General features: G+C 57.3%; 19 protein-coding genes. 9 read left to right on the forward strand and 10 right to left on the reverse strand.

The window, feature by feature from the left end:
- Positions 1-264 precede the first annotated feature (264 nt).
- The 3 genes from acnA (at position 265) to A37O_RS0100545 (ending at position 4,467) form a co-directional block, all read left to right on the forward strand.
- Positions 265-3,045, forward strand: coding sequence for an aconitate hydratase AcnA (gene acnA / locus A37O_RS0100535; protein ID WP_018295536.1), 2,781 nt, complete (start codon positions 265-267; stop codon positions 3,043-3,045).
- Between the two features lie 95 nt (positions 3,046-3,140).
- Positions 3,141-3,716 carry a TetR/AcrR family transcriptional regulator gene (locus A37O_RS0100540; protein WP_018295537.1) on the forward strand — a complete coding sequence of 192 codons (576 nt, stop codon included), beginning with the start codon at positions 3,141-3,143 and terminating at the stop codon, positions 3,714-3,716.
- A 25-nt stretch (positions 3,717-3,741) separates the two neighbouring features.
- A complete protein-coding gene (locus A37O_RS0100545; RefSeq protein ID WP_018295538.1) occupies positions 3,742-4,467 on the forward strand; it encodes a glutamine amidotransferase in 726 nt (241 codons plus the stop codon).
- On the opposite strand, the gene A37O_RS0100550 is transcribed toward A37O_RS0100545, so the two are convergent.
- Positions 4,464-5,135, reverse strand: coding sequence for an NAD(P)H-binding protein (locus tag A37O_RS0100550; protein ID WP_018295539.1), 672 nt, complete (start codon positions 5,133-5,135; stop codon positions 4,464-4,466). The genes A37O_RS0100545 and A37O_RS0100550 overlap by 4 nt on opposite strands.
- A 90-nt stretch (positions 5,136-5,225) precedes the next feature.
- On the opposite strand from A37O_RS0100550, the gene A37O_RS0100555 reads away from it, so the two are divergent.
- From A37O_RS0100555 to A37O_RS0100565, 3 genes are all read left to right on the forward strand, one after another.
- Positions 5,226-5,495, forward strand: coding sequence for an ACT domain-containing protein (locus A37O_RS0100555; RefSeq protein WP_018295540.1), 270 nt, complete (start codon positions 5,226-5,228; stop codon positions 5,493-5,495).
- 13 nt (positions 5,496-5,508) lie between these two features.
- A complete protein-coding gene (locus tag A37O_RS0100560; protein ID WP_018295541.1) occupies positions 5,509-6,873 on the forward strand; it encodes a PFL family protein in 1,365 nt (454 codons plus the stop codon).
- A gap of 127 nt (positions 6,874-7,000) precedes the next feature.
- Positions 7,001-9,691 (forward strand): cation-transporting P-type ATPase, encoded by a 2,691-nt coding sequence (locus A37O_RS0100565; protein ID WP_026196004.1) that lies wholly within the window; start codon positions 7,001-7,003, stop codon positions 9,689-9,691.
- On the opposite strand, the gene A37O_RS0100570 is transcribed toward A37O_RS0100565, so the two are convergent.
- Both A37O_RS0100570 and A37O_RS0100575 read right to left on the reverse strand, forming a co-directional pair.
- A complete protein-coding gene (locus A37O_RS0100570; RefSeq protein WP_018295543.1) occupies positions 9,669-10,340 on the reverse strand; it encodes a YczE/YyaS/YitT family protein in 672 nt (223 codons plus the stop codon). The two genes, A37O_RS0100565 and A37O_RS0100570, sit on opposite strands and share 23 nt — an antisense overlap.
- Positions 10,341-10,405: 65 nt before the next feature.
- A complete protein-coding gene (locus A37O_RS0100575; protein WP_018295544.1) occupies positions 10,406-12,034 on the reverse strand; it encodes an ABC-F family ATP-binding cassette domain-containing protein in 1,629 nt (542 codons plus the stop codon).
- Between the two features lie 101 nt (positions 12,035-12,135).
- Between A37O_RS0100575 and A37O_RS0100580 the strand changes: the two genes are divergently transcribed.
- Complete coding sequence (locus A37O_RS0100580) at positions 12,136-12,561, forward strand: hypothetical protein (RefSeq protein WP_018295545.1); 426 nt, start codon at positions 12,136-12,138, stop codon at positions 12,559-12,561.
- A 68-nt stretch (positions 12,562-12,629) separates the two neighbouring features.
- Here the strand turns inward: A37O_RS0100580 and A37O_RS0100585 are convergent, their stop codons facing one another.
- Genes A37O_RS0100585 through A37O_RS0100615 form a run of 7 tightly spaced genes read right to left on the reverse strand, consistent with a single transcriptional unit; the run spans position 12,630 to position 18,936 of the window.
- Positions 12,630-13,067 carry a metal-sulfur cluster assembly factor gene (locus A37O_RS0100585; protein WP_018295546.1) on the reverse strand — a complete coding sequence of 146 codons (438 nt, stop codon included), beginning with the start codon at positions 13,065-13,067 and terminating at the stop codon, positions 12,630-12,632.
- Entirely contained in the window at positions 13,064-13,519 is a 456-nt protein-coding gene (gene sufU, locus A37O_RS0100590) for a Fe-S cluster assembly sulfur transfer protein SufU (protein WP_026196006.1), read from the reverse strand. The genes A37O_RS0100585 and sufU overlap by 4 nt, the downstream gene beginning before the upstream one ends.
- Entirely contained in the window at positions 13,519-14,781 is a 1,263-nt protein-coding gene (locus tag A37O_RS0100595; RefSeq protein ID WP_018295548.1) for a cysteine desulfurase, read from the reverse strand. Before A37O_RS0100595 ends, sufU begins: the two co-directional genes overlap by 1 nt.
- Before the next feature lie 20 nt (positions 14,782-14,801).
- A complete protein-coding gene (gene sufC, locus A37O_RS0100600) occupies positions 14,802-15,569 on the reverse strand; it encodes a Fe-S cluster assembly ATPase SufC (RefSeq protein WP_018295549.1) in 768 nt (255 codons plus the stop codon).
- Between the two features lie 45 nt (positions 15,570-15,614).
- On the reverse strand, positions 15,615-16,781 hold the full coding sequence (gene sufD, locus A37O_RS0100605; protein ID WP_018295550.1) for a Fe-S cluster assembly protein SufD: 1,167 nt from the start codon (positions 16,779-16,781) through the stop codon (positions 15,615-15,617).
- A gap of 5 nt (positions 16,782-16,786) precedes the next feature.
- Positions 16,787-18,232: a Fe-S cluster assembly protein SufB gene (gene sufB / locus A37O_RS0100610; RefSeq protein ID WP_018295551.1), complete on the reverse strand. Its 1,446-nt coding sequence runs from the start codon at positions 18,230-18,232 to the stop codon at positions 16,787-16,789.
- On the reverse strand, positions 18,229-18,936 hold the full coding sequence (locus A37O_RS0100615) for a helix-turn-helix transcriptional regulator (protein ID WP_026196007.1): 708 nt from the start codon (positions 18,934-18,936) through the stop codon (positions 18,229-18,231). Before A37O_RS0100615 ends, sufB begins: the two co-directional genes overlap by 4 nt.
- Positions 18,937-19,124: 188 nt before the next feature.
- Here A37O_RS0100615 and mptB point away from each other — a divergent pair, with 188 nt between their 5' ends.
- Complete coding sequence (gene mptB / locus A37O_RS0100620; protein ID WP_018295553.1) at positions 19,125-20,756, forward strand: polyprenol phosphomannose-dependent alpha 1,6 mannosyltransferase MptB; 1,632 nt, start codon at positions 19,125-19,127, stop codon at positions 20,754-20,756.
- Between the two features lie 15 nt (positions 20,757-20,771).
- Positions 20,772-21,698 (forward strand): ABC transporter ATP-binding protein, encoded by a 927-nt coding sequence (locus A37O_RS0100625; RefSeq protein ID WP_026196009.1) that lies wholly within the window; start codon positions 20,772-20,774, stop codon positions 21,696-21,698.
- Positions 21,699-21,701: the final 3 nt, after the last annotated feature.

Here is a 21,701-nt window from a genome sequence, read left to right on the forward strand (position 1 = left end):
TCGCGCTTTATCTGCATTGAGCGTAGCCCGAACGGGGGTAAGCGAACACCTTAAAAGAGGATTACGCGCTCGAATTACATGCCAACAAAACGCCCGTACTGTTAGACTGGCGGAAGACCGTGGTCACTTTGCCTACAATTGGCTGTTGACCGCTGTGCTGACGTTAATCATCGAGAATTTATTTTCAAAGAAGATTGACGTAAGTCCCAATAACGGGTCATTCCTAGTGATAATACGGACCAACTTAGAGAAATGGAGCTCCCTGTGGCTGAAAGCAAGAACTCCTTCAATGCCAAGAAGACGCTCAGTGGCGGCGAAAAGTCCTACGACTACTTCGCACTTGACGCAGTCGAGGGCATGGAGAAGCTTCCCTACTCCCTGAAGGTTCTCGGCGAGAACCTCCTGCGTACCGAAGACGGTAAGAACGTTACCGAAGATCACATCAAGGCAATTGCTAACTGGGATCCAAAGGCTGAGCCTTCCATCGAGATCCAGTTCACCCCAGCACGTGTGTTGATGCAGGACTTCACCGGTGTCCCTTGTGTCGTTGACTTGGCTACCATGCGTGAGGCAGTTTCCACCCTGGGCGGCAACCCAGACCAGGTGAACCCACTGGCTCCTGCTGAAATGGTCATTGACCACTCCGTCATCATCGAGGCATTCGGCAGCTCCGACGCTGTTGAGAAGAACGTCGCCATCGAGTACCAGCGCAACGAAGAGCGCTACCAGTTCCTGCGTTGGGGTGCAGAGAACTTCTCCAACTTCCGCGTTGTTCCTCCTGGAACCGGCATCGTCCACCAGGTCAACATCGAGTACCTGTCCCGCGTTGTCTTCGACAACGATGGCCTGGCATACCCAGATACCTGTATCGGCACTGACTCCCACACCACCATGGAAAACGGCCTGGGCATCCTGGGCTGGGGCGTTGGCGGCATTGAGGCCGAGGCAGCAATGCTCGGCCAGCCAGTCTCCATGCTGATCCCTCGCGTTGTTGGCTTCAAGCTGACCGGCGAGATCCCAGTAGGCGTGACCGCAACTGACGTCGTTCTGACCATCACCGAGATGCTCCGCGAGCACGGCGTCGTGCAGAAGTTCGTTGAGTTCTACGGCAACGGCGTGAAGTCCATCCCACTGGCAAACCGCGCAACCATCGGCAACATGTCCCCAGAGTTCGGTTCTACCGCAGCGATCTTCCCGATCGATGAGGAGACCATCAACTACCTGAACCTGACCGGCCGTAGCCAGGAGCAGATCGACCGCGTCGAGGCTTACGCAAAGGCACAGGGCATGTGGCTGGAGCAGGACGCTCCAGAGGCTGAGTACTCCGAGTACCTCGAGCTGGACCTGTCCACCGTTGTTCCTTCCATCGCTGGTCCAAAGCGTCCACAGGACCGCATCCTGCTGTCCGAGTCCAAGACCTCCTTCCGTAACCAGCTGCCTGATTACAACACCGCCGGCAACGAGACTTCCGAGCCAGTTCGTGCAGAAGCAACCGAGTCTGTCGAGTACAACGCTTCTTGGCCAGCAAACGGCGAGTCCGCTGCAGCAGGCGCTGAGGGTCGCGCTTCCAAGCCAGTCATCGTGGAATCCCCACAGGGTGGCGAGTACACCCTCGACCACGGTGCGGTTGTAATCGCTGCTATCACCTCTTGCACCAACACCTCCAACCCTTCCGTCATGGTTGGCGCTGGCCTGTTGGCACGTAAGGCTGCTGAAAAGGGCCTGAAGTCCAAGCCATGGGTCAAGACCATCATGGCTCCTGGTTCCCAGGTCGTTGACGGTTACTACAACCGTGCAGACCTCTGGAAGGATCTTGAGGCTGTCGGCTTCTACCTCACCGGCTTCGGCTGTGCATCCTGCATCGGTAACTCCGGCCCACTGCCTGCAGAGGTTTCTGACGCGATCAACGAGTACGACCTGACCGCTACGGCTGTTCTTTCCGGCAACCGTAACTTCGAAGGCCGCATCTCTCCTGACGTGAAGATGAACTACCTGGCATCCCCACTGCTGGTTATTGCATACGCAATCGCTGGCACCATGGACTTCGACTTCGAGACCCAGCCACTGGGTCAGGATCAGGATGGCAACGACGTCTTCCTGAAGGACGTTTGGCCTTCCTCCGAGGAGATCGAGTCCACCATCGCTGGCACCATCTCCCGCGAAATGTACGTCGACGATTACGCTGACGTCTTCAAGGGCGACGAAGCATGGCAGAACCTGGATGTTCCAGAAGGCAAGACCTTCAAGTGGAACGAAGACTCCACCTACATCCGCAAGGCTCCTTACTTCGACGGCATGCCAACCGAGCCTGAAGCAGTTCAGGACATCAAGGGCGCACGCGTGCTGGCTAAGCTCGGCGATTCGGTCACCACTGACCACATCTCCCCTGCTTCCTCCATCAAGCCAGGCACCCCAGCTGCTAACTACCTAGACGAGCACGGCGTCGAGCGCAAGGACTACAACTCCTTCGGCTCCCGTCGCGGTAACCACGAGGTCATGGTTCGCGGTACCTTCGCGAACATCCGCCTGGCTAACGAGCTCGTAGACGTCAAGGGTGGCTACACCCGTGACTTCACCCAGGAAGGCGCACCACAGGCGTTCATCTACGACGCAGCTCAGAACTACGCTGCTCAGAAAACCCCACTGGTTGTCCTCGCTGGTAAGGAATACGGCACCGGTTCTTCCCGTGACTGGGCTGCAAAGGGTACCAACCTGCTCGGCGTGAAGGCTGTTATCACCGAGTCCTTCGAGCGTATCCACCGCTCCAACCTCATCGGCATGGGTGTCATCCCACTGCAGTTCCCTGAGGGCGAGTCCCACGGCTCCCTCGGCCTGGACGGCACCGAGACCTTCGATATCTCCGGTATCACCGCACTCAACGATGGCACCACCATCCCAGAGTCCGTGAAGGTCACCGCTACCAAGGAAGACGGCTCCACCGTGGAGTTCGACGCGAAGGTTCGCATCGATACACCGGGTGAGGCTGACTACTTCCGCCACGGCGGCATCCTGCAGTACGTGCTGCGTCAGATGGTTAAGAGCTAGTTCATTCAGACTGACCTCTGAATAGCTGGATCTAGGGGCCGCGCCTGCATGTTCAGGCCGGCCCCTTCCACTATCCCCATACTTAGGAGCGTCCTATGCCAATTATCAGTGAAGACGAATTGATCCGCCGCCGACAAGAGATACTTGATGGTGCTCGAAAATGCTTTGCTGAATTTGGCTATGAGGGCGCTACAGTCCGATTGCTGGAAGAGGCCACCGGGAAGTCCCGCGGGGCGATCTTCCACCACTTCGGCGACAAGGAATCACTCTTCCTCGAGATTGCTCGCGAGGACGCACAACGCCAGGCCGACGTTGTCTCCGAAGGTGGCCTTGTCGAAGTGATGCGCGACATGTTGCGTCACCCCGAACGATACGACTGGTTAGCCACTCGCATCGAGATCGTCCGCAAGCTGCGCTCCGACCCTGACTTCAAGTCCCGGTGGCATAAGCACCAGGAAGTCCTCGACCAGGCCGTTGCCAAGCGCCTGCGCGAGAACGCAAGTAATCACCGGATGCGCACCGACGTACCCATGGAGGTATTGCACCTCTACCTCACCACGTTTATGGACGGGTTCATCACGCGCCTCGCCTCGGGTGAATCCACCGAGCACATGGAAGCCGTACTCGACCTCGTAGAACAGTCTGTCCGGGCACTGAGTTATACCGAATAGACCAAGCGGTATAGAATAGTGGGCTATGTCGAAAATTTTGTTGCTGTCGCTGCGCGACGGCCCACTTGGAAATAGCATCGCTGCGGCTGAAGCCCGCGATGTCATGGCCGCCACTGGGCTCAACAACGACACGATGGTCCACCGCATCATGGGCACGACGGATCAGATTATCGGCAGCCTCGACGGCATCAGCGGCGTCATCGTGGGCGGCAGCTCGCTCAATATTCTGAACGACACGTGGTCACCGTGGCAGCACCACGTCCACACACAGTTGGATTCGCTTATCGACGATTCACTGCCCGTCTTTTTAATCTGTTATGGCGCAAGCTGGCTGACTAACCATACGGGGGGATCAGTTTCCCACGACCATGCCGAAGAATCTGGCCCTAGTTGTGTGAAACTCACTGCCGCAGGTCGAATCGATCCCCTCCTGCGTGGCTTCCCCACGACGTTTACGTCGTTGACAGGGCATACCGAAAACGCGGAACACGTCTCGGATCGCCTGACCGTATTGGCCAGCGGACCAACTTGTCCGGTGCAACTTGTGCGGTACCGAACTCAGGTGTGGGCTAGCCAATTCCATGCCGAAATGGACGCTCAGGCAATGAAGACCCGCATGGACTTCTATTACGACTACGGCTATTTCGCTCCGGAGGACTACGACCAGATCGTGGAGTCTCTCCCCTCCATCGACACAAAGTGGTCAAACAAACTATTGCATCGCTTCGTGGACTATAGCTTTAGGCGCTAAATAACTTGAGAGAGTTCCTCATCTCCGTCGATGAAGGCAAGAGCCTGAATATTCGGCAGAGAATCGCGCAGAGCTACGTCGGCGATAACTTCCGCGACTAGCTCACGCGAGGTCGTCGCCTGCTCCACCCGGCCCTGCGTATTCTCGATGATCTTGATGCCCGCAGCGGGCTCGTCAGTCAATACCGCAGGTGCAAGGATCAAGAACTCTAGGTCTGTTTCGAGCAGACGCTTGTCGGCGGCCTTCTTCGATTCCACGTAGGCATACCAAGTTCCGCCATCATCTTCGACTTCGTTCTCCAGGGAACCAAGGTAGGAGACCATGATGAATCGAGGTGGAAGCTCAAGCTCCGTCAGAGCATTAATCACCGCGATGGCACCGTCACGGTCGACCGCATAGGTGACGTCGGCTCCCCCGCGTCCGCCGTTACCCGCGCTCCAGACAACCACATCAAATTGCCCGAGGATTTCCTTCCACTCTTCGTGGCCAACTTCGGTGAGGTCTCGCACTAAAGCGGTTGCACCCAATTCTTCGACTTCGGGGACAGAATCTTGGTTGCGGACTAGGGAAGTTACCGAGCTATTTGCCTCTACCAACATCGTTGTAGCCAGCTTGGCAATCTTGCCGCGACCACCGATTATCAGAACATTTTGTGCGCTTCGAGTCATAAGTCCACGCTACATAAAAGAAGTGGCTTTTACGACCACTGGAGGCTACCCAATGAGAAAGTTGAAACACTGGTAGATACACTAATTTCCATGTATGCCATCATCACCGTCACCGGCGCGGATCACACCGGAATTATCGCTGCAGTCACCACTGCTCTCGCTGAAAAAGACATCAACATCCTCGATGTTTCCCAGACCCTCATGGACAAGTGGTTCACCATGATCTTGCGCGTTGAGCTGGGCGATTCTTCTTCCGACATCGCGGGGCTGCAGAAGCATATGGATGAGGTTGGCGAACGCGAAGCGTTGGTCATTCGCATTCAGTCTGAAGCACTCTTCACCGCAGTCAACGAAATCTAGAGGGGCTGCACACATGGATCTCAACTTTGCCAGCCGAAATATTCTTGACACCATCGACATGATCGAGAAGTACCGTCTTGATATTCGTACGGTGACCATGGGTATCTCGCTTCTGGAATGCTCTCGTACCACGATGGAAGAGACCGCCCAAGCAGTCTATGATCGTGTGACCACTCAGGCAGCACGCCTGGTAGAAGTCTGCGAAGGCATTGAGACGGAACTCGGTATTCCTATCGTCAATAAGCGCGTCTCGGTCACTCCGATTTCGTTGGTCACGGCCGGTTGCGAGGGCGATCCCGTGATCGTCGCAAAGGCGCTAGATCGCGCTGCCCAGGAGATCGGCGTCAACTTTATTGGCGGGTACTCAGCACTCGTCGAAAAGGGCGCAACAACGTCCGAAAAGAGGCTGATCAACTCTATTCCTGAAGCCCTGTCCACCACTGATTTGGTGTGTGGCTCGGTCAATATCGCGACGTCCCGCGCTGGCATCAATATGAATGCAGTCGCTCGGATGGGCGAGATTATTAAGGAAGCCGCCGAACTAACCAAGGACCAGTCATCGATTGCGTGTGCAAAGTTCGTCGTCTTTGCGAACGCCGTCGGCGATAACCCCTTCATGGCGGGCGCCTTCCACGGTGTCGAGGAGCCCGACTGCGTGGTGTCCGTGGGTGTCTCCGGACCTGGTGTCGTCGACCGCGCACTGGGTTCGCTCAAGGGTGCCTCTCTCAACGAGGTAGCCGAGGAGATCAAGAAGGCAGCCTTCAAGATCACCCGCACCGGCCAACTGGTGGGCAACATGGCCGCTGAGCGTCTCGGCGTCCCGTTCGGCATCGTCGACCTGTCCCTGGCACCAACGGCCGAGATGGGTGACTCCGTGGCTCACATCCTAGAGCACATGGGTCTCGACCAGGTGGGCACCCACGGCACGACCGCTGCACTCGCGTTGCTCAATGACGCGGTGAAGAAGGGTGGCATGATGGCGTGCTCGCGCGTGGGCGGGCTGTCGGGTTCCTTCATCCCCGTCTCCGAGGACAAAGGCATGATTGACGCTGTGCGTTCCGGCTCCATCACGATGGACAAGCTGGAGGCCATGACCTCGATCTGCTCCGTCGGTTTTGACATGATCGCGATCCCTGGCGATACTCCGGCGACGACGATCGCCGGCATGATTGCCGACGAAGCCGCAATTGGTGTGATGAATCACAAGACGACTGCTGCGCGCTTAATCCCAGTGCCTGGTACTAAGCCAGGCGACGAGGTCAACTTCGGTGGTCTTTTGGGATATGCGCCTGTTATCCCTGTTAATGAGGTCGGAAATGCCGATTTCATAAATCGCGGTGGTTATATTCCAGCTCCAGTACACGGCTTCCGAAACTAACAGCCCTGTGCTTCGCGGGGGCGTTAGAGAACTCACCGCTACGTAATTGTATTGGTACAGCCTGGGTGAGCAATTCTTTCGCTAATGTAGGGGTTAGGAACTAATCACTACTCGGAAGTGAAAAACATTGAGCGCCCCCGCTACTACTCCTCAGTCCCCCCACGCACGCGACACCAGTACAGTTCTCGCGGAATTGAATGTGACCTCCGATGGATTGAGCACTTCCTCGGCGGATCAACTCCGTGAGAACTATGGTCCTAACTCCCTGCCGCAGGCAGAACAAGAAACCGCCTTTCAGAGGTTACTCAGGCAGTTCAACGATCCATTGATCTACGTACTGATCGCCGCGGGCGTGCTGACCGCAATTCTTGGTCAGGTCATGGACACCATCGTGATTGCTGCCGTGGTAATCATCAACGCGCTCGTCGGATTCGTGCAGGAGGGCAAGGCAGCAGACGCGCTTGAATCTATTCGCAACATGCTCTCCCCGGAGTCCGAGGTCTTGCGCGATGGTGTCTGGTGCAAGATTCCTGCGGAAGACATTGTCCCCGGAGATATGATCAAGTTGCGTGCTGGCGATAAAGTCCCGGCGGATGCGCGCGTTTTGGAGGCTGTGAGTCTCCGAGTTGAAGAATCAGCGCTGACGGGCGAGTCGGTTCCGACTGATAAGTCCACGCATCCCGTCGCCGAGGAATCGGACCTGGGCGATCGCACGTCCATGGTATTTTCTGGCACCACAGTGGCCGCCGGCAGCGGTGTTGCCGTTGTGACATCAACGGGTAAGGCCACCCAGATTGGCCATATCACCACGATGCTCGAGGAAGTCGAGTCCGTTGACACTCCTCTGACAAAATCGATGAGCAAGCTCTCGTCGGTCATCGCTGTAGTTGCGGTGATCTTGGCGGTTCTGATGATCGCCGTCGCCTTCTTCTTGTACGACTATTCGTGGTTTGACCTGATCATGTCGGCCATCGGCTTCGCGGTGGCGGCAATTCCGGAAGGCTTGCCTGCGGTCATGGCCATCACCCTTGCTCTTGGTGTGCAGAAGATGGCGGAGCGCAATTCCATTACCCGCCGGATGAATTCGGTGGAGACTCTCGGCTCCGTCACCACAATCTGTTCCGACAAAACGGGCACCTTGACTAAAAACGAGATGACCGTGCGCGAGGTGGTGACCAACCAACACAGCTTCAATGTCACTGGAACCGGCTACGCTCCCATCGGCGAGATCACCTTGGACAAGCAGCAGGTTGAGGCTGCAGATTACCCCGATCTGCGCCGGGTTGCCGAAGTAGCCGCCTTTACCAATGATGCTTCAGTGCTTCAGCAGGACGACGGATCCTGGACGCTCAATGGCGAGCCAACCGACGGTGGTATCCGCACCTTCGCGCTCAAAGCCGGCATTGAAGAGCCAAATCACTCCCGCCGCATCGCCTCTGTGCCTTTCGATTCCGAATATAAGTACATGGCCACCGTCGATCAGCTTGACTCGGGCACCGTGGTACACCTGAAGGGTGCCCCGGATCGTCTCCTGAACCGCTGCGATACCCAGCTCGCGGCGGACGGTAGCACTGAGCCCCTCGACACCGCGAAGTGGGAGCGCATTATCGACGAGCTCGGTGCCAAAGGTCACCGCGTGCTCGCCGCTGCTTCACGACGAGCCACTACAGAAGATTCTCATCTCACCACCTACATCGTCGACGATGGCGGTTTCACTCTCCTCGGCCTCTACGGCATCATCGACCCGCCTCGGGAAGAGGCCATCGAAGCCGTCGACACCGTGCAAAAGGCTGGCATCCGTGTTCGCATGATCACCGGCGACCACGCCTCCACCGCGACTGCAATCGCCAAGGAAATCGGTATTGCCGAAGGCGACCACACGATTACCGGATCAGATATCGAGGCTGCAACGGACGATGAGCTGCGCGAAATTGTCAAGGACACTTCGGTCTTCGCGCGCACCTCGCCCGAGCACAAGCTCCGCCTGGTGCAAGCCCTCCAAGCTAATGGCGAGGTTGTCTCGATGACCGGCGACGGTGTCAACGATGCCCCATCGCTGAAGCAGGCTGACGTCGGCGTGGCCATGGGTATCAAGGGCACCGAGGCAACGAAGGATGCCGCCGATGTCGTCCTCGCGGACGATAACTTCGCGACGATTGCCCACGCGGTGAAGATGGGTCGCACAATCTACGACAATCTGCGCAAAGCAATTGTCTTCATGCTTCCTACCAACGGTGCCCAGGGTCTGGTCATTTTCGTGGCCATGCTGCTTGGCATGACCCTTCCGATTACTCCCCTGCAGGTCTTGTGGGTCAACCTCATCACTGCGGTGACCTTGTCGCTCGCGCTCTCCTTCGAGCCCCCTGAGCCGGGAATTATGAAGCGCAAGCCCCGCGACCCGAAGGAATCCTTCCTCAATAGCGAGGCAGTCATCCGCATTGCCTATGTGTCCATCCTGATCGGTGGATCCACAATCCTCGTTTTCAACTGGCTCGACTCAATGGGTGTCGCGCTGGAGATTGCCCGCACCGTCGCTGTGAACACCCTTGTCGTGGCGCAGATTTTCTACTTGTTCACTGCCCGCTTCTCAAAGGTGAGTGCGCTGCGCAAGGAATTGTTCACCACGAACCCGATTTCATGGATCTGCGTTGGGATCATGGTGGTGCTTCAGATCGGCTTCGTCTACCTGCCATTCATGCACACTGCTTTCGACACGACTTCAGTAGCCCTGAATACCTGGGTAATTCCGCTGATTGTCGGCGTTATTGTCTTCGCAGTAGTCGAGATAGAAAAGGCTATTCGCCGGGCACTAGCTTAGCGACGATGCGCTGCACCGTCGGGGTGACCCACCCCACCACGGTGCCGATCATGAACGCTGCGATGACGGTGCCCTCTCGGATTCCCTCCAGCTGCCCAAAGAGGATGAACGACAAAATGACGGCCAACACCACCAGGGTCACATCATTTCCGATCTTGACCTTGGAGAAGTCCCATCCCGTGACGGTGCTAATCGCAACGACGAGGCCTTCGCCTGGCATGAACAAGAGCTTTGGAGTCACCGAAATGGAGACACCAAGTGCCAGTAGGAAAATTCCGATGCAGAGGGTAACTAGCTGCAGCGCATAGTTCGATGTTTCCACCCAAGACAAAACATTCATCCACAGATCTAGGGTGAGCGACGAGACGCCCAATGCTGCCAGCTGCCACCAACCTGATTTGGGAAACCTGCCACGCAAAATCAGTAACTGCAACACGATCAACATTAGGTTCCACACGGCTGTCCAACCGCCGAAACTGAGGCCGCCATGGAGCGTCAAGACCCAGATCACCGCCGATATCGGCGAGGTACCCAGTCCCGCTAACGTGACCATAGCAACGCCACTCATCATGATGGTGACGCCGATGACCGAGATAATCAGCCTGATGATCAGGCTCGCACCACGGTATTTATTTGTAGAACGTTCCATGTTCCCCCATTTCCTTCAGGCAAGATAATAACCCGTGCCAAGGGAACAAGATGCACAGCGTTCCGTTAGGCGAGTTCGACGATCTCCATGTACTCGTCGCTCCACATGTCCTCATCACCTTCGGGCATGATGATGACCCGCTCAGGCTTCAGAGCGCGCACGGCGCCAGGGTCGTGGGTGACAAGGACGACGGCCCCTGTGTACGTGCCAAGAGCGTCGAGCACCTGCTCGCGGGACTGCGGATCGAGGTTGTTGGTCGGCTCGTCGAGAAGCAAGACGTTGGCGCGCGAGGACACCAACGTGGCCAACGCCAAACGAGTCTTCTCACCACCGGAGAGCGTGCCTGCGGGTTGTTCGAGCTTGTCTCCTGAAAACATGAAGGCACCCAGGAGGCCGCGTAGGTCCTGCTGATCGGCATCTGCGCACGCCTCGATGGTGTTCTCCCACACGGTTTTATCTGGATTGATGGTGTCGTGCTCCTGGGCGAAGTAGCCGATCTTCAACCCGTGTCCCGACACGATGCCACCCTCGCCATCGGTGCGTTCCACACCAGCCAACAGCTTGAGCAAGGTGGTCTTACCCGCGCCGTTGGTACCCAGCACAACAACGCGTGATCCCTTGTCAATGGCGAGATCGACACCAGCGAAGACTTCCAAGGAGCCGTACATCTTCGTCAGGCCAGTCGCATTCAACGGCGTCTTGCCACACGGTGCAGGTGCTGGGAAAGAAATCGATGCGACGCGATCGTTGACGCGAACCTCGTCCAGCTCGTTCATCATGCGGTCAGCGCGGGCCAGCATCTGCTTCGCCGCAGCCGCCTTCGTCGCCTTCGCGCCGAGTTTCGCGGCTTGCTGCTTGAGGGTCGATGCCTTCTTTTCCGCGTTCGCCCGCTCGCGACGACGACGGGCCTCATCCTGTGCTCGAGCTTCCTTGTAACGGGAAAAGCCCATATTATACACGTCTGCCTCGGAACGGACAGCATCAAGGAACCAGATCTTGTTGCACACGTCGTCGAGCAGATCGACATCGTGGGAAATCATGATTAAGCCGCCTTCGTGCTTCGACAAGAATCCACGCAGCCACGAGATGGAATCAGCATCAAGGTGGTTGGTGGGCTCGTCGAGAAGCAATGTCGTTTCGGACTTACCCGCACCATCGTTGGCGGCAAAAAGAATCTGAGCCAACTCGACGCGGCGGCGCTGACCACCAGAAAGCGTTTTGAGCGGCTGGTCGAGGATGCGCTCATCGAGGCCTAGGTTGTCGCAGATCTGGGCAGCTTCTGCATCGGCCTCGTAGCCCCCGAGCGCATGGTAGCGCTCCTCAAGACGGGAGTATTTATTGATCGCCGAATCACGCTTGGAGCCGTCAGCGACCTCCATAATCTCCTGCTGCTTCTCCATCGAAGCACGGATCTGATCCAGTCCTCGTGCCGAGAGAACGCGATCGCGCGCGGTTTGCTCGATAAATCCCTCGCGAGAATCCTGCGGCAGATAGCCAACTGGTCCACTGTTGGTGACGCTACCGCCGTAAGGCTCGGTCTCGCCAGCCAAGATGCGCATAGTGGTGGTCTTGCCTGCGCCATTGCGCCCGACAAGACCAATTCGGTCACCTGGCTGGACGCGTAGCTGCTGGCCAGGGGCCTCGAGCAGAGTACGGGCGCCGACACGGACTTCAAGATCATTGGTGACAATCACAACAGGTCAGTGTACACTTTCCTGCCCCGTTCCCCACTACTGTGAATGTTTGTGCGCGATACTAGTTGACGAGCGGGGCACAGTGACCTAAACAAGAGGGTATGAACAGTCAAAACGAGCCATTCGGGCGCGAATACGTCATCTCGTATGTGTTGAATGACTACCAAAAAGGTTCGCTCGTCGCTCGTTTCGACGGTCAGCCCTCCACCGCGCAAATGAAATCATTTCTGGCCGGCTACAGCTTGTCATCGTCCGAGATCAAGGAAGTCACGGCACGTCCGGCGGCCACGGTGTCTATTCAGAGCCCACGCTCGGCTAATCCGACGATTCAAACCAATCGTGCCCAGCCCAGCGCTGCGTCAGGCACGTCCATGTCCGATTTCCGCCAGCAATTGGATAAGTTGAATAATCGAAAGTCAGGCAAGTCTCGTGGAAAGACGCCCGCGAAAACCAAGAATTCCATTGCTGGGTTCATCTTCAGTGTCATCGTTGCACTGATTGTCATTCTTCTTGGGCTCTTCGCCTAGAGATATAGGTGAAAACAGCTGCGCGCCCTTCCGTGTTTGCGGAAGGGCGCGCAGTTGTGTGGGAACTGTTAGACAGCAAATCCCAGGGCGCGAAGTTGCTCGCGGCCATCTTCGGTAATCATTTGTGGACCCCAAGGTGGCATCCAGACCCAATTAAGAGTCAGCTTATCGACGAGGCCGTTGCCCACGACCGCCTGCTCAGCTTGGTCTTCGATGACATCGGTAAGTGGACACGCAGGAGAAGTCAGCGTCATGTTGATGACCAACTCGTTCTCCCCTTCATTGTCCTCAATCCACATGTCGTAGACGAGGCCGAGGTCAACTACGTTGATCCCCAATTCTGGGTCGATAACGTCGCGCATGTATTCTTCGGCGTCTGCCGTCAGCGCGATTTGCTCTTCGGTCTGCTCAGGGCGCTCTGCCGGGCCGTCAAAGCGTGACGACGAGCTCTCGGTTGCCTCAGCTGCCTCAGCTTCTACGTTCGGATCAGTGTTAGGTTCGGTCACTTGCTTTCCCTTTCATTGAGTGCATCTGATGTGGCCGCTTGAAATGCTTTCCAACCCAGCAGTGCGCACTTCACACGCGCTGGGAATTTTGCGACACCGGAGAATGCGACACCGTCGCCGATCATTTCCGGGTCACCTTCCTTTTGTCCACGGGAGGTGATCATGTCCTCGAACGCGGCAAGTTTCTCCATGGCCTCGTCCACTGGCAAGCCGATGACCTCGTCGGTGAGCACCGAGGTCGATGCCTGAGAGATAGAACATCCCTCGGCCTCATAGGACACGTCCACCACGGTTTCGCCATCTTCGGAAAGGTGAACGCGCAGGGTCTGCTCGTCACCACACGAAGGGTTCACGTGGTGAACCTCGGCATCATACGGGTCCCGCAGGCCCGCGTGCTTGGGATTCTTATAGTGGTCAAGAATGACCTCTTGATACATCGATTCTAAGCTCATTACTTCACCCCAAAGAAAACTTGCGCCTTCTTGATGCCTTCGGCAAGCGCATCAATTTCGGACTTCGTGTTGTACAGGTAGAAGCTCGCCCTGGCGGTCGACTGAGCATCAAGAGCCCTGTGTACCGGCCACGCGCAGTGGTGGCCAACGCGAATGCAGACACCCTCGGAGTCCAACACCTGACCGAGATCGTGCGGGTGCACTCCTTCGACATTGAAGGACACCGCACCACCACGGTTTTCGGCGGTGAGCGGACCGGCAACCGTCACACCCTCGATGGCATTGAGCTGCTCCAAGGCATATGCAGTCAGCTCGTGCTCGTGAGCATGGATGGCATCCATGCCGACTTCCTCCAAGAACTCCACTGCAGCGCCGAGGCCCACAACCTGACTGGTCATCTGGGTGCCAGCCTCGAAGCGCTGCGGAGGTGCAGCGAAGGTGGTCTTTTCCATGGTGACCACTTCGATCATGGAACCACCGGTGAGGAATGGTGGCAGCTTGTCCAGGTGGTCACCCTTGCCGTACACGACACCGACGCCGGACGGGCCGAGCATCTTATGGCCAGAGAACGCCGCAAAGTCAACGTCCAGCGCATGGAAATCCACTGGCATGTGAGGAACGGACTGACATGCATCCAACACGGTGAGAGCACCCACAGCTCGTGCGCGACGCACCATTTCAGCAACGTCGGCAACAGCACCGGTCACGTTGGACTGGTGGGTAAACGCAACAACCTTGACAGTCTCGTCGAGCTCGAGCGAATCGAGATCGATGCGACCATCCGGGGTGGTCTTGTACCACTTGAGGGTGGCACCTGTTCGGCGAGCCAGTTCCTGCCATGGGACAAGGTTTGCGTGGTGCTCCAGCTCAGTGATCACGATGGTGTCGTTCTCAGTAACCTGAAGGTCACCCGCACGATCGTCACCAAGAGTGTAGGCAACCAGATTCAGGCTTTCCGTCGCGTTCTTGGTGAAGGCGATTTCGTGGCCCTCGGCCCCGACGAAGCGCGCGATGTTCTCTCGCGCGGTTTCGTAGGCGTCGGTTGCCTCCTCAGCGAGTTCATAGGCTCCACGATGGACTGGTGCGAATGATTCGAGGACGAATTTCTCCTCTGCGCGCCAGACCCGCTCCGGACGTTGAGACGTTGCACCTGAGTCTAAGTAAACCAGGGGCTTGCCATCGCGTACCGTGCGACCGAGGATAGGAAATTCGGCGCGGATAGCGTCGACGTTCAGCGTTCCGTCAGCGTGTGTAAATGTCATGTCCTAATTTCTTTAGCTACTTAAGCGTTTTGGGTGGTGAACTGTTCGTAACCCTCGGCTTCGAGTGCGTCTGCGAGCTCTGCACCGCCGGTCTTGATGATCTGTCCGTCGGAGAAGACGTGAACGAAATCTGGACGAACGTAGTTGAGGATGCGCTTGTAGTGCGTGATCATCAAGATGCCGCCGTTGGTGTCTTCCTGGTAGCGGTTGATGCCATCGGAGACGATGCGCAGGGCGTCAACGTCGAGGCCGGAGTCGGTCTCGTCGAGAACTGCGAACTTTGGCTTCAGTAGGCCGAGCTGCAGAACCTCGTGGCGCTTCTTCTCGCCACCGGAGAAACCTTCGTTGATGGAGCGATCGCCGAAGGACTTATCAATGCTCAGTGCGTCGCGCTGACCGCCGAGTTCCTGGACCCACTCACGCAGCTTAGGAGCTTCACCGCGCACAGCGGTGACAGCGGAACGCAGGAAGTTGGAGGAGGAAACGCCAGGCACCTCGGTTGGGTACTGCATGGCGAGGAAGAGGCCGGCGCGTGCGCGCTCGTCAACGGCCAGCTCGAGGATGTTGACACCGTCGAGCAGGACTTCACCGTCGGTGACCTCGTAGCGAGGGTGGCCGGACAGGGTGTAAGCCAAGGTGGACTTGCCGGAGCCATTCGGGCCCATGACGGCGTGGGTCTCACCGGAGTTGATGGTCAGGTTAACGCCCTTGAGGATAGGGGTTGGCTCCTGGCCTTCCTCGCTAGGAAGCACCTGAGCGTGAAGGTTCTTGATTTCAAGCGTAGACATTTATGCTCGTTTCTTTCTTGTCGTTATTGTTTCTCAGGTGCGGACTTAGAGGTTGACTCGCGCCAGCTCGTCTTCGACGCGTGCTTCGAGTGCTTCCCGGATGGATTCCACTGGAATCTTGCGGATGACCTCGCTGAAGAAACCACGGATGATGAGGCGACGGGCTTCGCCCTCTGGGATGCCACGGCTCATCAGGTAGTAGACCTGCTCGTCGTCAAAGCGACCGACAGTAGCTGCGTGGCCTGCGCCGACGATCTCGCCAGTCTCGATCTCGAGGTTCGGGATGGAGTCTGCGCGTGCGCCTTCGGTGAGCACGAGGTTGCGGTTGACCTCGTAGGTGTCAGTGTTCTGTGCGTTCGAGCGAATGAGCACGTCGCCGACCCAGCAGGTGCGAGCCTCTGGCAGCTTCGAGTTCTTGTCCGCCTGCAGTGCACCCTTGTACATCACGTTGGAGCGGCAGTTCGGGAATGCGTGGTCAACGAGCAGACGGTTCTCGATGTACTGACCATCATCGGCGAAGTACACGCCGAGCATTTCCGCGTCACCGCCAGGAGCGGTGAAGGTGACGCGGGGAACGATACGCACGATCTCGCCACCGAAAGTAGAAACGGTGTGACGCAGGGTTGCATCGCGGCCCAGGACAGCGTTTTGCTCGCCGAGGTGGACCGCATCCTTCTCCCAGTCAGCGTCGACGACGACGGTGAGCTTGGAGTTGTCGCCGAGTGCCCAGTTCACGTTATCGGCATGGGTGCCGGAACCCGTGTACTGCAATACAACGGTTGCCTCGGAGCCAGTTTCAGCAGACACGACGATGCCACCGAAGGAGGTGACGTCTGCGCCAGCACCGGTGACGGTGATGTAGATGGGCTCGTCGAGAGCCTGATTAGCCGGGATGGTCACAAGCGTCGCGTTCGGCATGGAGGTCCATGCCTGGGCAGCAACGCGGTCCACGGGAGCACCAGCGACGTGCAGTCGCTCGTCGTCACGCTCAAGCTTTTCAACCTTGACGGACGCATCGGCCTTGACCTCGATGTTCGCCTCTGTCGCAGGGTCGAATGAACCGTTGTGGAGGCCACGGATGCGACGCAGCGAGATGAAACGCCAGACCTCGTCGCGGCCACCTGGAACCTCGAAGTCATTGACATCATAAGACGAAGGAAGATCGCCCTTAGTCTGGTTCGGGGAACCGGTCTTTACAGCAGTGTCGGTCATTGTTTTTAGCCCACCGAGCCTTCCATTTGCAGTTCAATAAGACGGTTGAGCTCGAGTGCGTACTCCATTGGGAGCTCCTTCGCAATCGGCTCGACGAAGCCACGGACGATCATCGCCATTGCTTCCTCTTCCGCGATGCCACGGCTCATGAGGTAGAACAGCTGTTCCTCGGAGACCTGCGACACGGTTGCCTCGTGGCCCAGGGTCACGTGGTCATTGCGGATGTCGTTGTACGGGTAGGTATCGGAGCGCGAGATGTTGTCCACCAGCAGTGCGTCACATTCCACGTTCGAGGTGGAGTGGTGCGCGTTGGCATTGATCTGAACAAGACCGCGGTAGGCAGCGCGACCTCCACCACGAGCCACCGACTTAGAGACGATGTTGGAGGAGGTGTACGGAGCCATGTGGGTCATCTTGGCACCGGTGTCCTGCAGCTGGCCTTCGCCAGCGAATGCTACGGAGAGCACCTCGCCCTTAGCGTGTGGGCCAGTCATCCAGACGGCTGGGTACTTCATGGTGACCTTGGAGCCGATGTTGCCATCGACCCACTCCATGGTGGCGCCCTCTTCAGCCTTGGCGCGCTTGGTCACCAGGTTGTAGACGTTGTTCGACCAGTTCTGAATGGTGGTGTAGCGGCAACGGCCACCCTTCTTCACAATGATCTCCACGACTGCGGAGTGCAGCGAGTCGGTCTTGTAAATAGGAGCAGTACAGCCCTCAACGTAGTGCACGTATGCATCCTCATCGACGATGATGAGGGTGCGCTCGAACTGGCCCATGTTCTCCGTGTTAATACGGAAGTAAGCCTGCAGAGGGATATCCACGTGGACCCCTGGAGGAACGTAGATGAAGGAGCCACCCGACCACACAGCGGTGTTCAGCGCGGAGAACTTGTTGTCACCAGCAGGAATAACAGAACCGAAGTACTCTTCGAACAGCTCTGGGTGCTCCTTGAGCGCGGTGTCGGTGTCCAGGAAGATAACACCCTTTTCCTCCAGGTCCTCGCGGATCTGGTGGTACACAACCTCAGACTCGTACTGAGCTGCAACACCTGCAACGAGGCGCTGCTTCTCTGCCTCAGGAATGCCCAGGCGGTCGTAGGTGTTCTTGATGTCGTCAGGGAGGTCTTCCCAGGACTGTGCCTGGCCTTCGGTGGACGAGACGTAGTACTTAATGTTGTCGAAATCGATGCCAGAAAGGTCTGCGCCCCACTTTGGCATTGGCTTCTTATCGAAAATGCTCAGCGCCTTCAAACGCTGGTTGAGCATCCACTCGGATTCGCCCTTCTTCGCAGAGATGTCTCGTACGACATCCTCGTTGATGCCGCGACGTGCAGATGCGCCCGCAACGTCCGGGTCGTGCCATCCGTAGTTATATGCGCCGATGGAATCGATGATTTCGTCATCGCTCATCGGGGTCTCAAGACCTGGTGCTGCCTTAGCTTCGGTCATGATTCGCTCCTTTCCGTCTGGGTCCTCGCTTTTGCCGCGAGAGGGATATTGGTGGTACACACGCCATTTCCATCGGCGATGGACGCTAGTGGCTGAATATGAAGCCCAACCACCTGAGAGATTGCTTCGTGCTCTGCTTCGCATAGTTCGGGGTGGTCTGCCGCCGCTGAAGCAACCGGGCAATGATGCTGACAGATCTGCACACCGGCACCAGCACGGGTGACGGTAGCTGCATATCCGTTTTGGTCCAACGCAGCTGCCACATCTCTGGCAACTCGTTCCACCGTGTCTTCATCATGATCTGTTGCTTCTTCGATCCCCTCGAGGATCTTAGCTATGCGTGTGCGTGCGAGCGTGCGCACCGCCTCGTCTCCCCCAGCCTCACGCAATTGCGCGAGCGCTAGTTGGGCGAGGTCGTCGTAACTGTGGCCGAATTGATCTCGCCCGAGTTCTGTGAGGCGGTACTGCTTGGCAGGCCGCCCGCGGGATTGAGTTTGCCCACTAATTGCTAGTGCATCACAGTTCTCGGCGAGTTGATCGTCCACCAAATTGTCTAGGTGTCTGCGGACACCCGCGGCTGAAAGGCCGAGATGCTCTCCTAATTCACCAGCGGTAGATGGGCCGAGTTTCAGTAGTAGCAACATGACCTCACGCCTCGTGTCTCCTTCGACTGAGCGCGCTACGGATCCAGTATGTCCGGTCATGTATTCACCCCTTCTCACTTAATGGCTATCTGACTTTTGCATGATTTCGGTAGCTATCTTTAGACAACACTAGTGTGCCGTAATTAATTCCCTGTGTCCACCCAGGTGTTCACCCCAGCAAACAATCCCAGGGCGAATTCCCGCAAGGATTCATCGGCTCAGAAAATACCTGCGTAGAATGTGCCGTTGTGACTGATCAACCACGCCACGAATCCTCCTCGCGAGGTGGCATCTTTGATGCGTTGCCTCGCTTAGGGACGCCAGGTTCTCGGTCTGCGCTTTTGCATCTCGACGAAACACCCGCCGACACCTCGGCTCGCCCTTCCTTTCGGGAAGCGAACCGATTTAGCCTGCTGCGCATCCTGGGTACTGTCGGTGCTTTATTAATCGCGCTCGGCGGTCTCGGTGGCGGCGCGCTGCCTGTCGTGGAAAACCCCTTCGGACAGCTCCCACTCGGCGACATTATGGCCCGAATGCTGCAGACCTCGTCGGCACTTGTATTAATAGGTGTCGCCTTTATGGTCACGGCGTGGGTGTTTATGATGCCCTTCATCACAAAGCGGGACAACAATCTCCCTGTTTCTCCCGCACTAGTGATGCGCAGTTTCGTCGCGTGGACGCTGCCGCTGATTTTCACGGCTCCACTTTTTACCCAAGACATTTATTCTTATCTGGCGCAAGGCTCGATCGTCGCGCAAGGCATGGACCCGTACGAAGCGGGTCCGGTACAACTGTTGGGCACTGAGAACCACCTCGCTCGAAGCGTGCCCTTCATTTGGGCAGACTCCCCTAGCCCCTACGGACCTGTTGCACTAGGGATTGCCGCAGCCATCTCGGTGATTACCAACGACTCCATCCTCCTAGGAGTACTGTCACATCGCCTCATCTCGGTCATATTCCTATTCGGCGCTGCATGGGCAATTACTGCACTGGCGAAGCGCTGCTCAGTCAATCCTGCAACCGCACTGTGGCTGGGTATTCTCAATCCGCTGACGATTCTGCATCTCGTCGGAGGCATTCACAACGAGTCCGTGATGTTGGGACTCATGCTGATCGGCATGGAGGTCGGCCTTCGCGGCATCAATCGGATCGGGGAACAGGGACACAGAGCTTCCGGCTGGACCTTAATAATTCTGTCCGGCTTCCTGATTAGTTGCGCAGGCATGGTGAAAGTCACCGGATTCGTTGCCCTCGGGTTCACCGGCATGGCGCTTGCTCGACACTTCGGCGGTTGGCGTGGCTTGTTCAACGCCATCGTCGTCCAGGTTCTCGTTCTCGTTGGCACGATCGGCACGGTTTCCTGGGTCACCGGGATTGGACTTGGATGGATTACCGGACAAGGCGGGGCTGCCACCATCCGCAGTTGGCTGTCGATCAGCACGGACATCGGCGTCGTCTTCGGTTTTATCGGAATGCTTCTGGGCTTAGGCGATCACACCGATGCTGTCTTAGTGTTCACCCGCGGTATCTGCGCGCTTGTCGCGGCCGCGTTTGTTGTGCGCATGCTCTGGGCAACATACCGTGGATCAATCCATCCCGTCGGCGGGCTGGGTGTGTCCATGTTTGTCCTCGTTATCCTCTTCCCCGTCGTACATCCCTGGTACATGCTGTGGGCAATCCTGCCGCTTGCTGCATGGGCGAACCGAAACTTCTTCCGCTACGCCGTTGTTGGTTACTCAGCACTGTTTAGCTTCATCGTTCTACCACGGGGTTTGTCCTTGCCTCCCGACACCGTGGCAGCAATTTACGCGGCCGCAATCATTGGATACGCAGTACTGCTGTTTTTCGCGTGGCTATGGCTCCGCAAGAAATCCGTGTGAGATACCCTATGGGGCGTGAGTAATACTTTCGATGGACCAGTCCTTGAGGTGCGAGACGTAGCGAAAAGCTTCGGCACTACCCAGGCGGTCAAAGGAATTTCTTTTTCAGCTCAACCCGGCCAGGTGCTCGCGCTATTGGGACCCAATGGCGCCGGAAAAACCACCACCATCGAAATGTGTGAGGGCTTCCAAAAGCCGACGAGTGGCTCCATCTCCGTCCTCGGCCTCGACCCCGCTACCCAGGGTGAGAAAGTCCGCGAAAAGATCGGCATCATGCTGCAAGGTGGCGGCTCCTATTCCGGCATCACGGTCCGAGAAATGCTCCGCCTCACCGCAAGCTATAACGCCCACCCGCATGATCCCGAATGGTTGATCAGCCTCCTCGGCCTCGAAGGGGTGGCCACCACAACCTACCGGCGCCTCTCCGGTGGACAACAGCAGCGACTCTCGCTGGCACTCGCCATCATCGGGCGTCCCCAGCTCGTCTTCCTCGACGAGCCCACCGCAGGCATGGATGCTCAATCCCGACTCATGGTCTGGGACTTGATCGATCACATGCGCGCCGATGGCATGACCATCATCTTGACCACCCATCTCATGGATGAGGCAGAGTCGCTTGCCGATCAGATTGTCATCATCGACCACGGTCGCATCGTCGCCGAAGGCACTCCCGCCGAGCTCGTCACCAGTGGCGCCAGCCAACAAATCAGCTTCCACACCAACTCGCCGTTCGATATCGAGGCGGCCAGGGGGTCGTCGTTAAGCGTGCTCGCAACTCGCCCATTGCACTATGTGCTTGACGACGACCCGACGCCCGAACTCATCGCGCGTCTTGCGGCGGAAGCGGCTAATCAAGGTGTGTTTATTACCCAACTGGGAGTGAGCCGCCGCAATCTTGAGGAAGTATTTCTTGACATCACAGGCCGGGAACTAAGGAGCTAGCCG

This window comes from Corynebacterium lubricantis DSM 45231 (genome assembly GCF_000379425.1).
GTDB lineage: Bacteria > Actinomycetota > Actinomycetes > Mycobacteriales > Mycobacteriaceae > Corynebacterium > Corynebacterium lubricantis.

Excerpts from the sequence above, each read along its gene's own strand:
- A37O_RS0100545 (WP_018295538.1), top strand. The coding sequence starts at position 3,742 with ATGTCGAAAATTTTGTTGCTGTCGCTGCGCGACGGCCCACTTGGAAAT.
- A37O_RS0100555 (WP_018295540.1), top strand. The coding sequence starts at position 5,226 with ATGTATGCCATCATCACCGTCACCGGCGCGGATCACACCGGAATTATC.
- sufC (WP_018295549.1), bottom strand. The coding sequence starts at position 15,569 with ATGTCTACGCTTGAAATCAAGAACCTTCACGCTCAGGTGCTTCCTAGC.
- A37O_RS0100550 (WP_018295539.1), bottom strand. The coding sequence starts at position 5,135 with ATGACTCGAAGCGCACAAAATGTTCTGATAATCGGTGGTCGCGGCAAG.
- A37O_RS0100615 (WP_026196007.1), bottom strand. The coding sequence starts at position 18,936 with ATGACCGGACATACTGGATCCGTAGCGCGCTCAGTCGAAGGAGACACG.
- A37O_RS0100570 (WP_018295543.1), bottom strand. The coding sequence starts at position 10,340 with ATGGAACGTTCTACAAATAAATACCGTGGTGCGAGCCTGATCATCAGG.
- sufB (WP_018295551.1), bottom strand. The coding sequence starts at position 18,232 with ATGACCGAAGCTAAGGCAGCACCAGGTCTTGAGACCCCGATGAGCGAT.
- A37O_RS0100595 (WP_018295548.1), bottom strand. The coding sequence starts at position 14,781 with ATGACATTTACACACGCTGACGGAACGCTGAACGTCGACGCTATCCGC.
- A37O_RS0100560 (WP_018295541.1), top strand. The coding sequence starts at position 5,509 with ATGGATCTCAACTTTGCCAGCCGAAATATTCTTGACACCATCGACATG.
- A37O_RS0100580 (WP_018295545.1), top strand. The coding sequence starts at position 12,136 with ATGAACAGTCAAAACGAGCCATTCGGGCGCGAATACGTCATCTCGTAT.
- A37O_RS0100540 (WP_018295537.1), top strand. The coding sequence starts at position 3,141 with ATGCCAATTATCAGTGAAGACGAATTGATCCGCCGCCGACAAGAGATA.
- sufD (WP_018295550.1), bottom strand. The coding sequence starts at position 16,781 with ATGACCGACACTGCTGTAAAGACCGGTTCCCCGAACCAGACTAAGGGC.
- sufU (WP_026196006.1), bottom strand. The coding sequence starts at position 13,519 with ATGAGCTTAGAATCGATGTATCAAGAGGTCATTCTTGACCACTATAAG.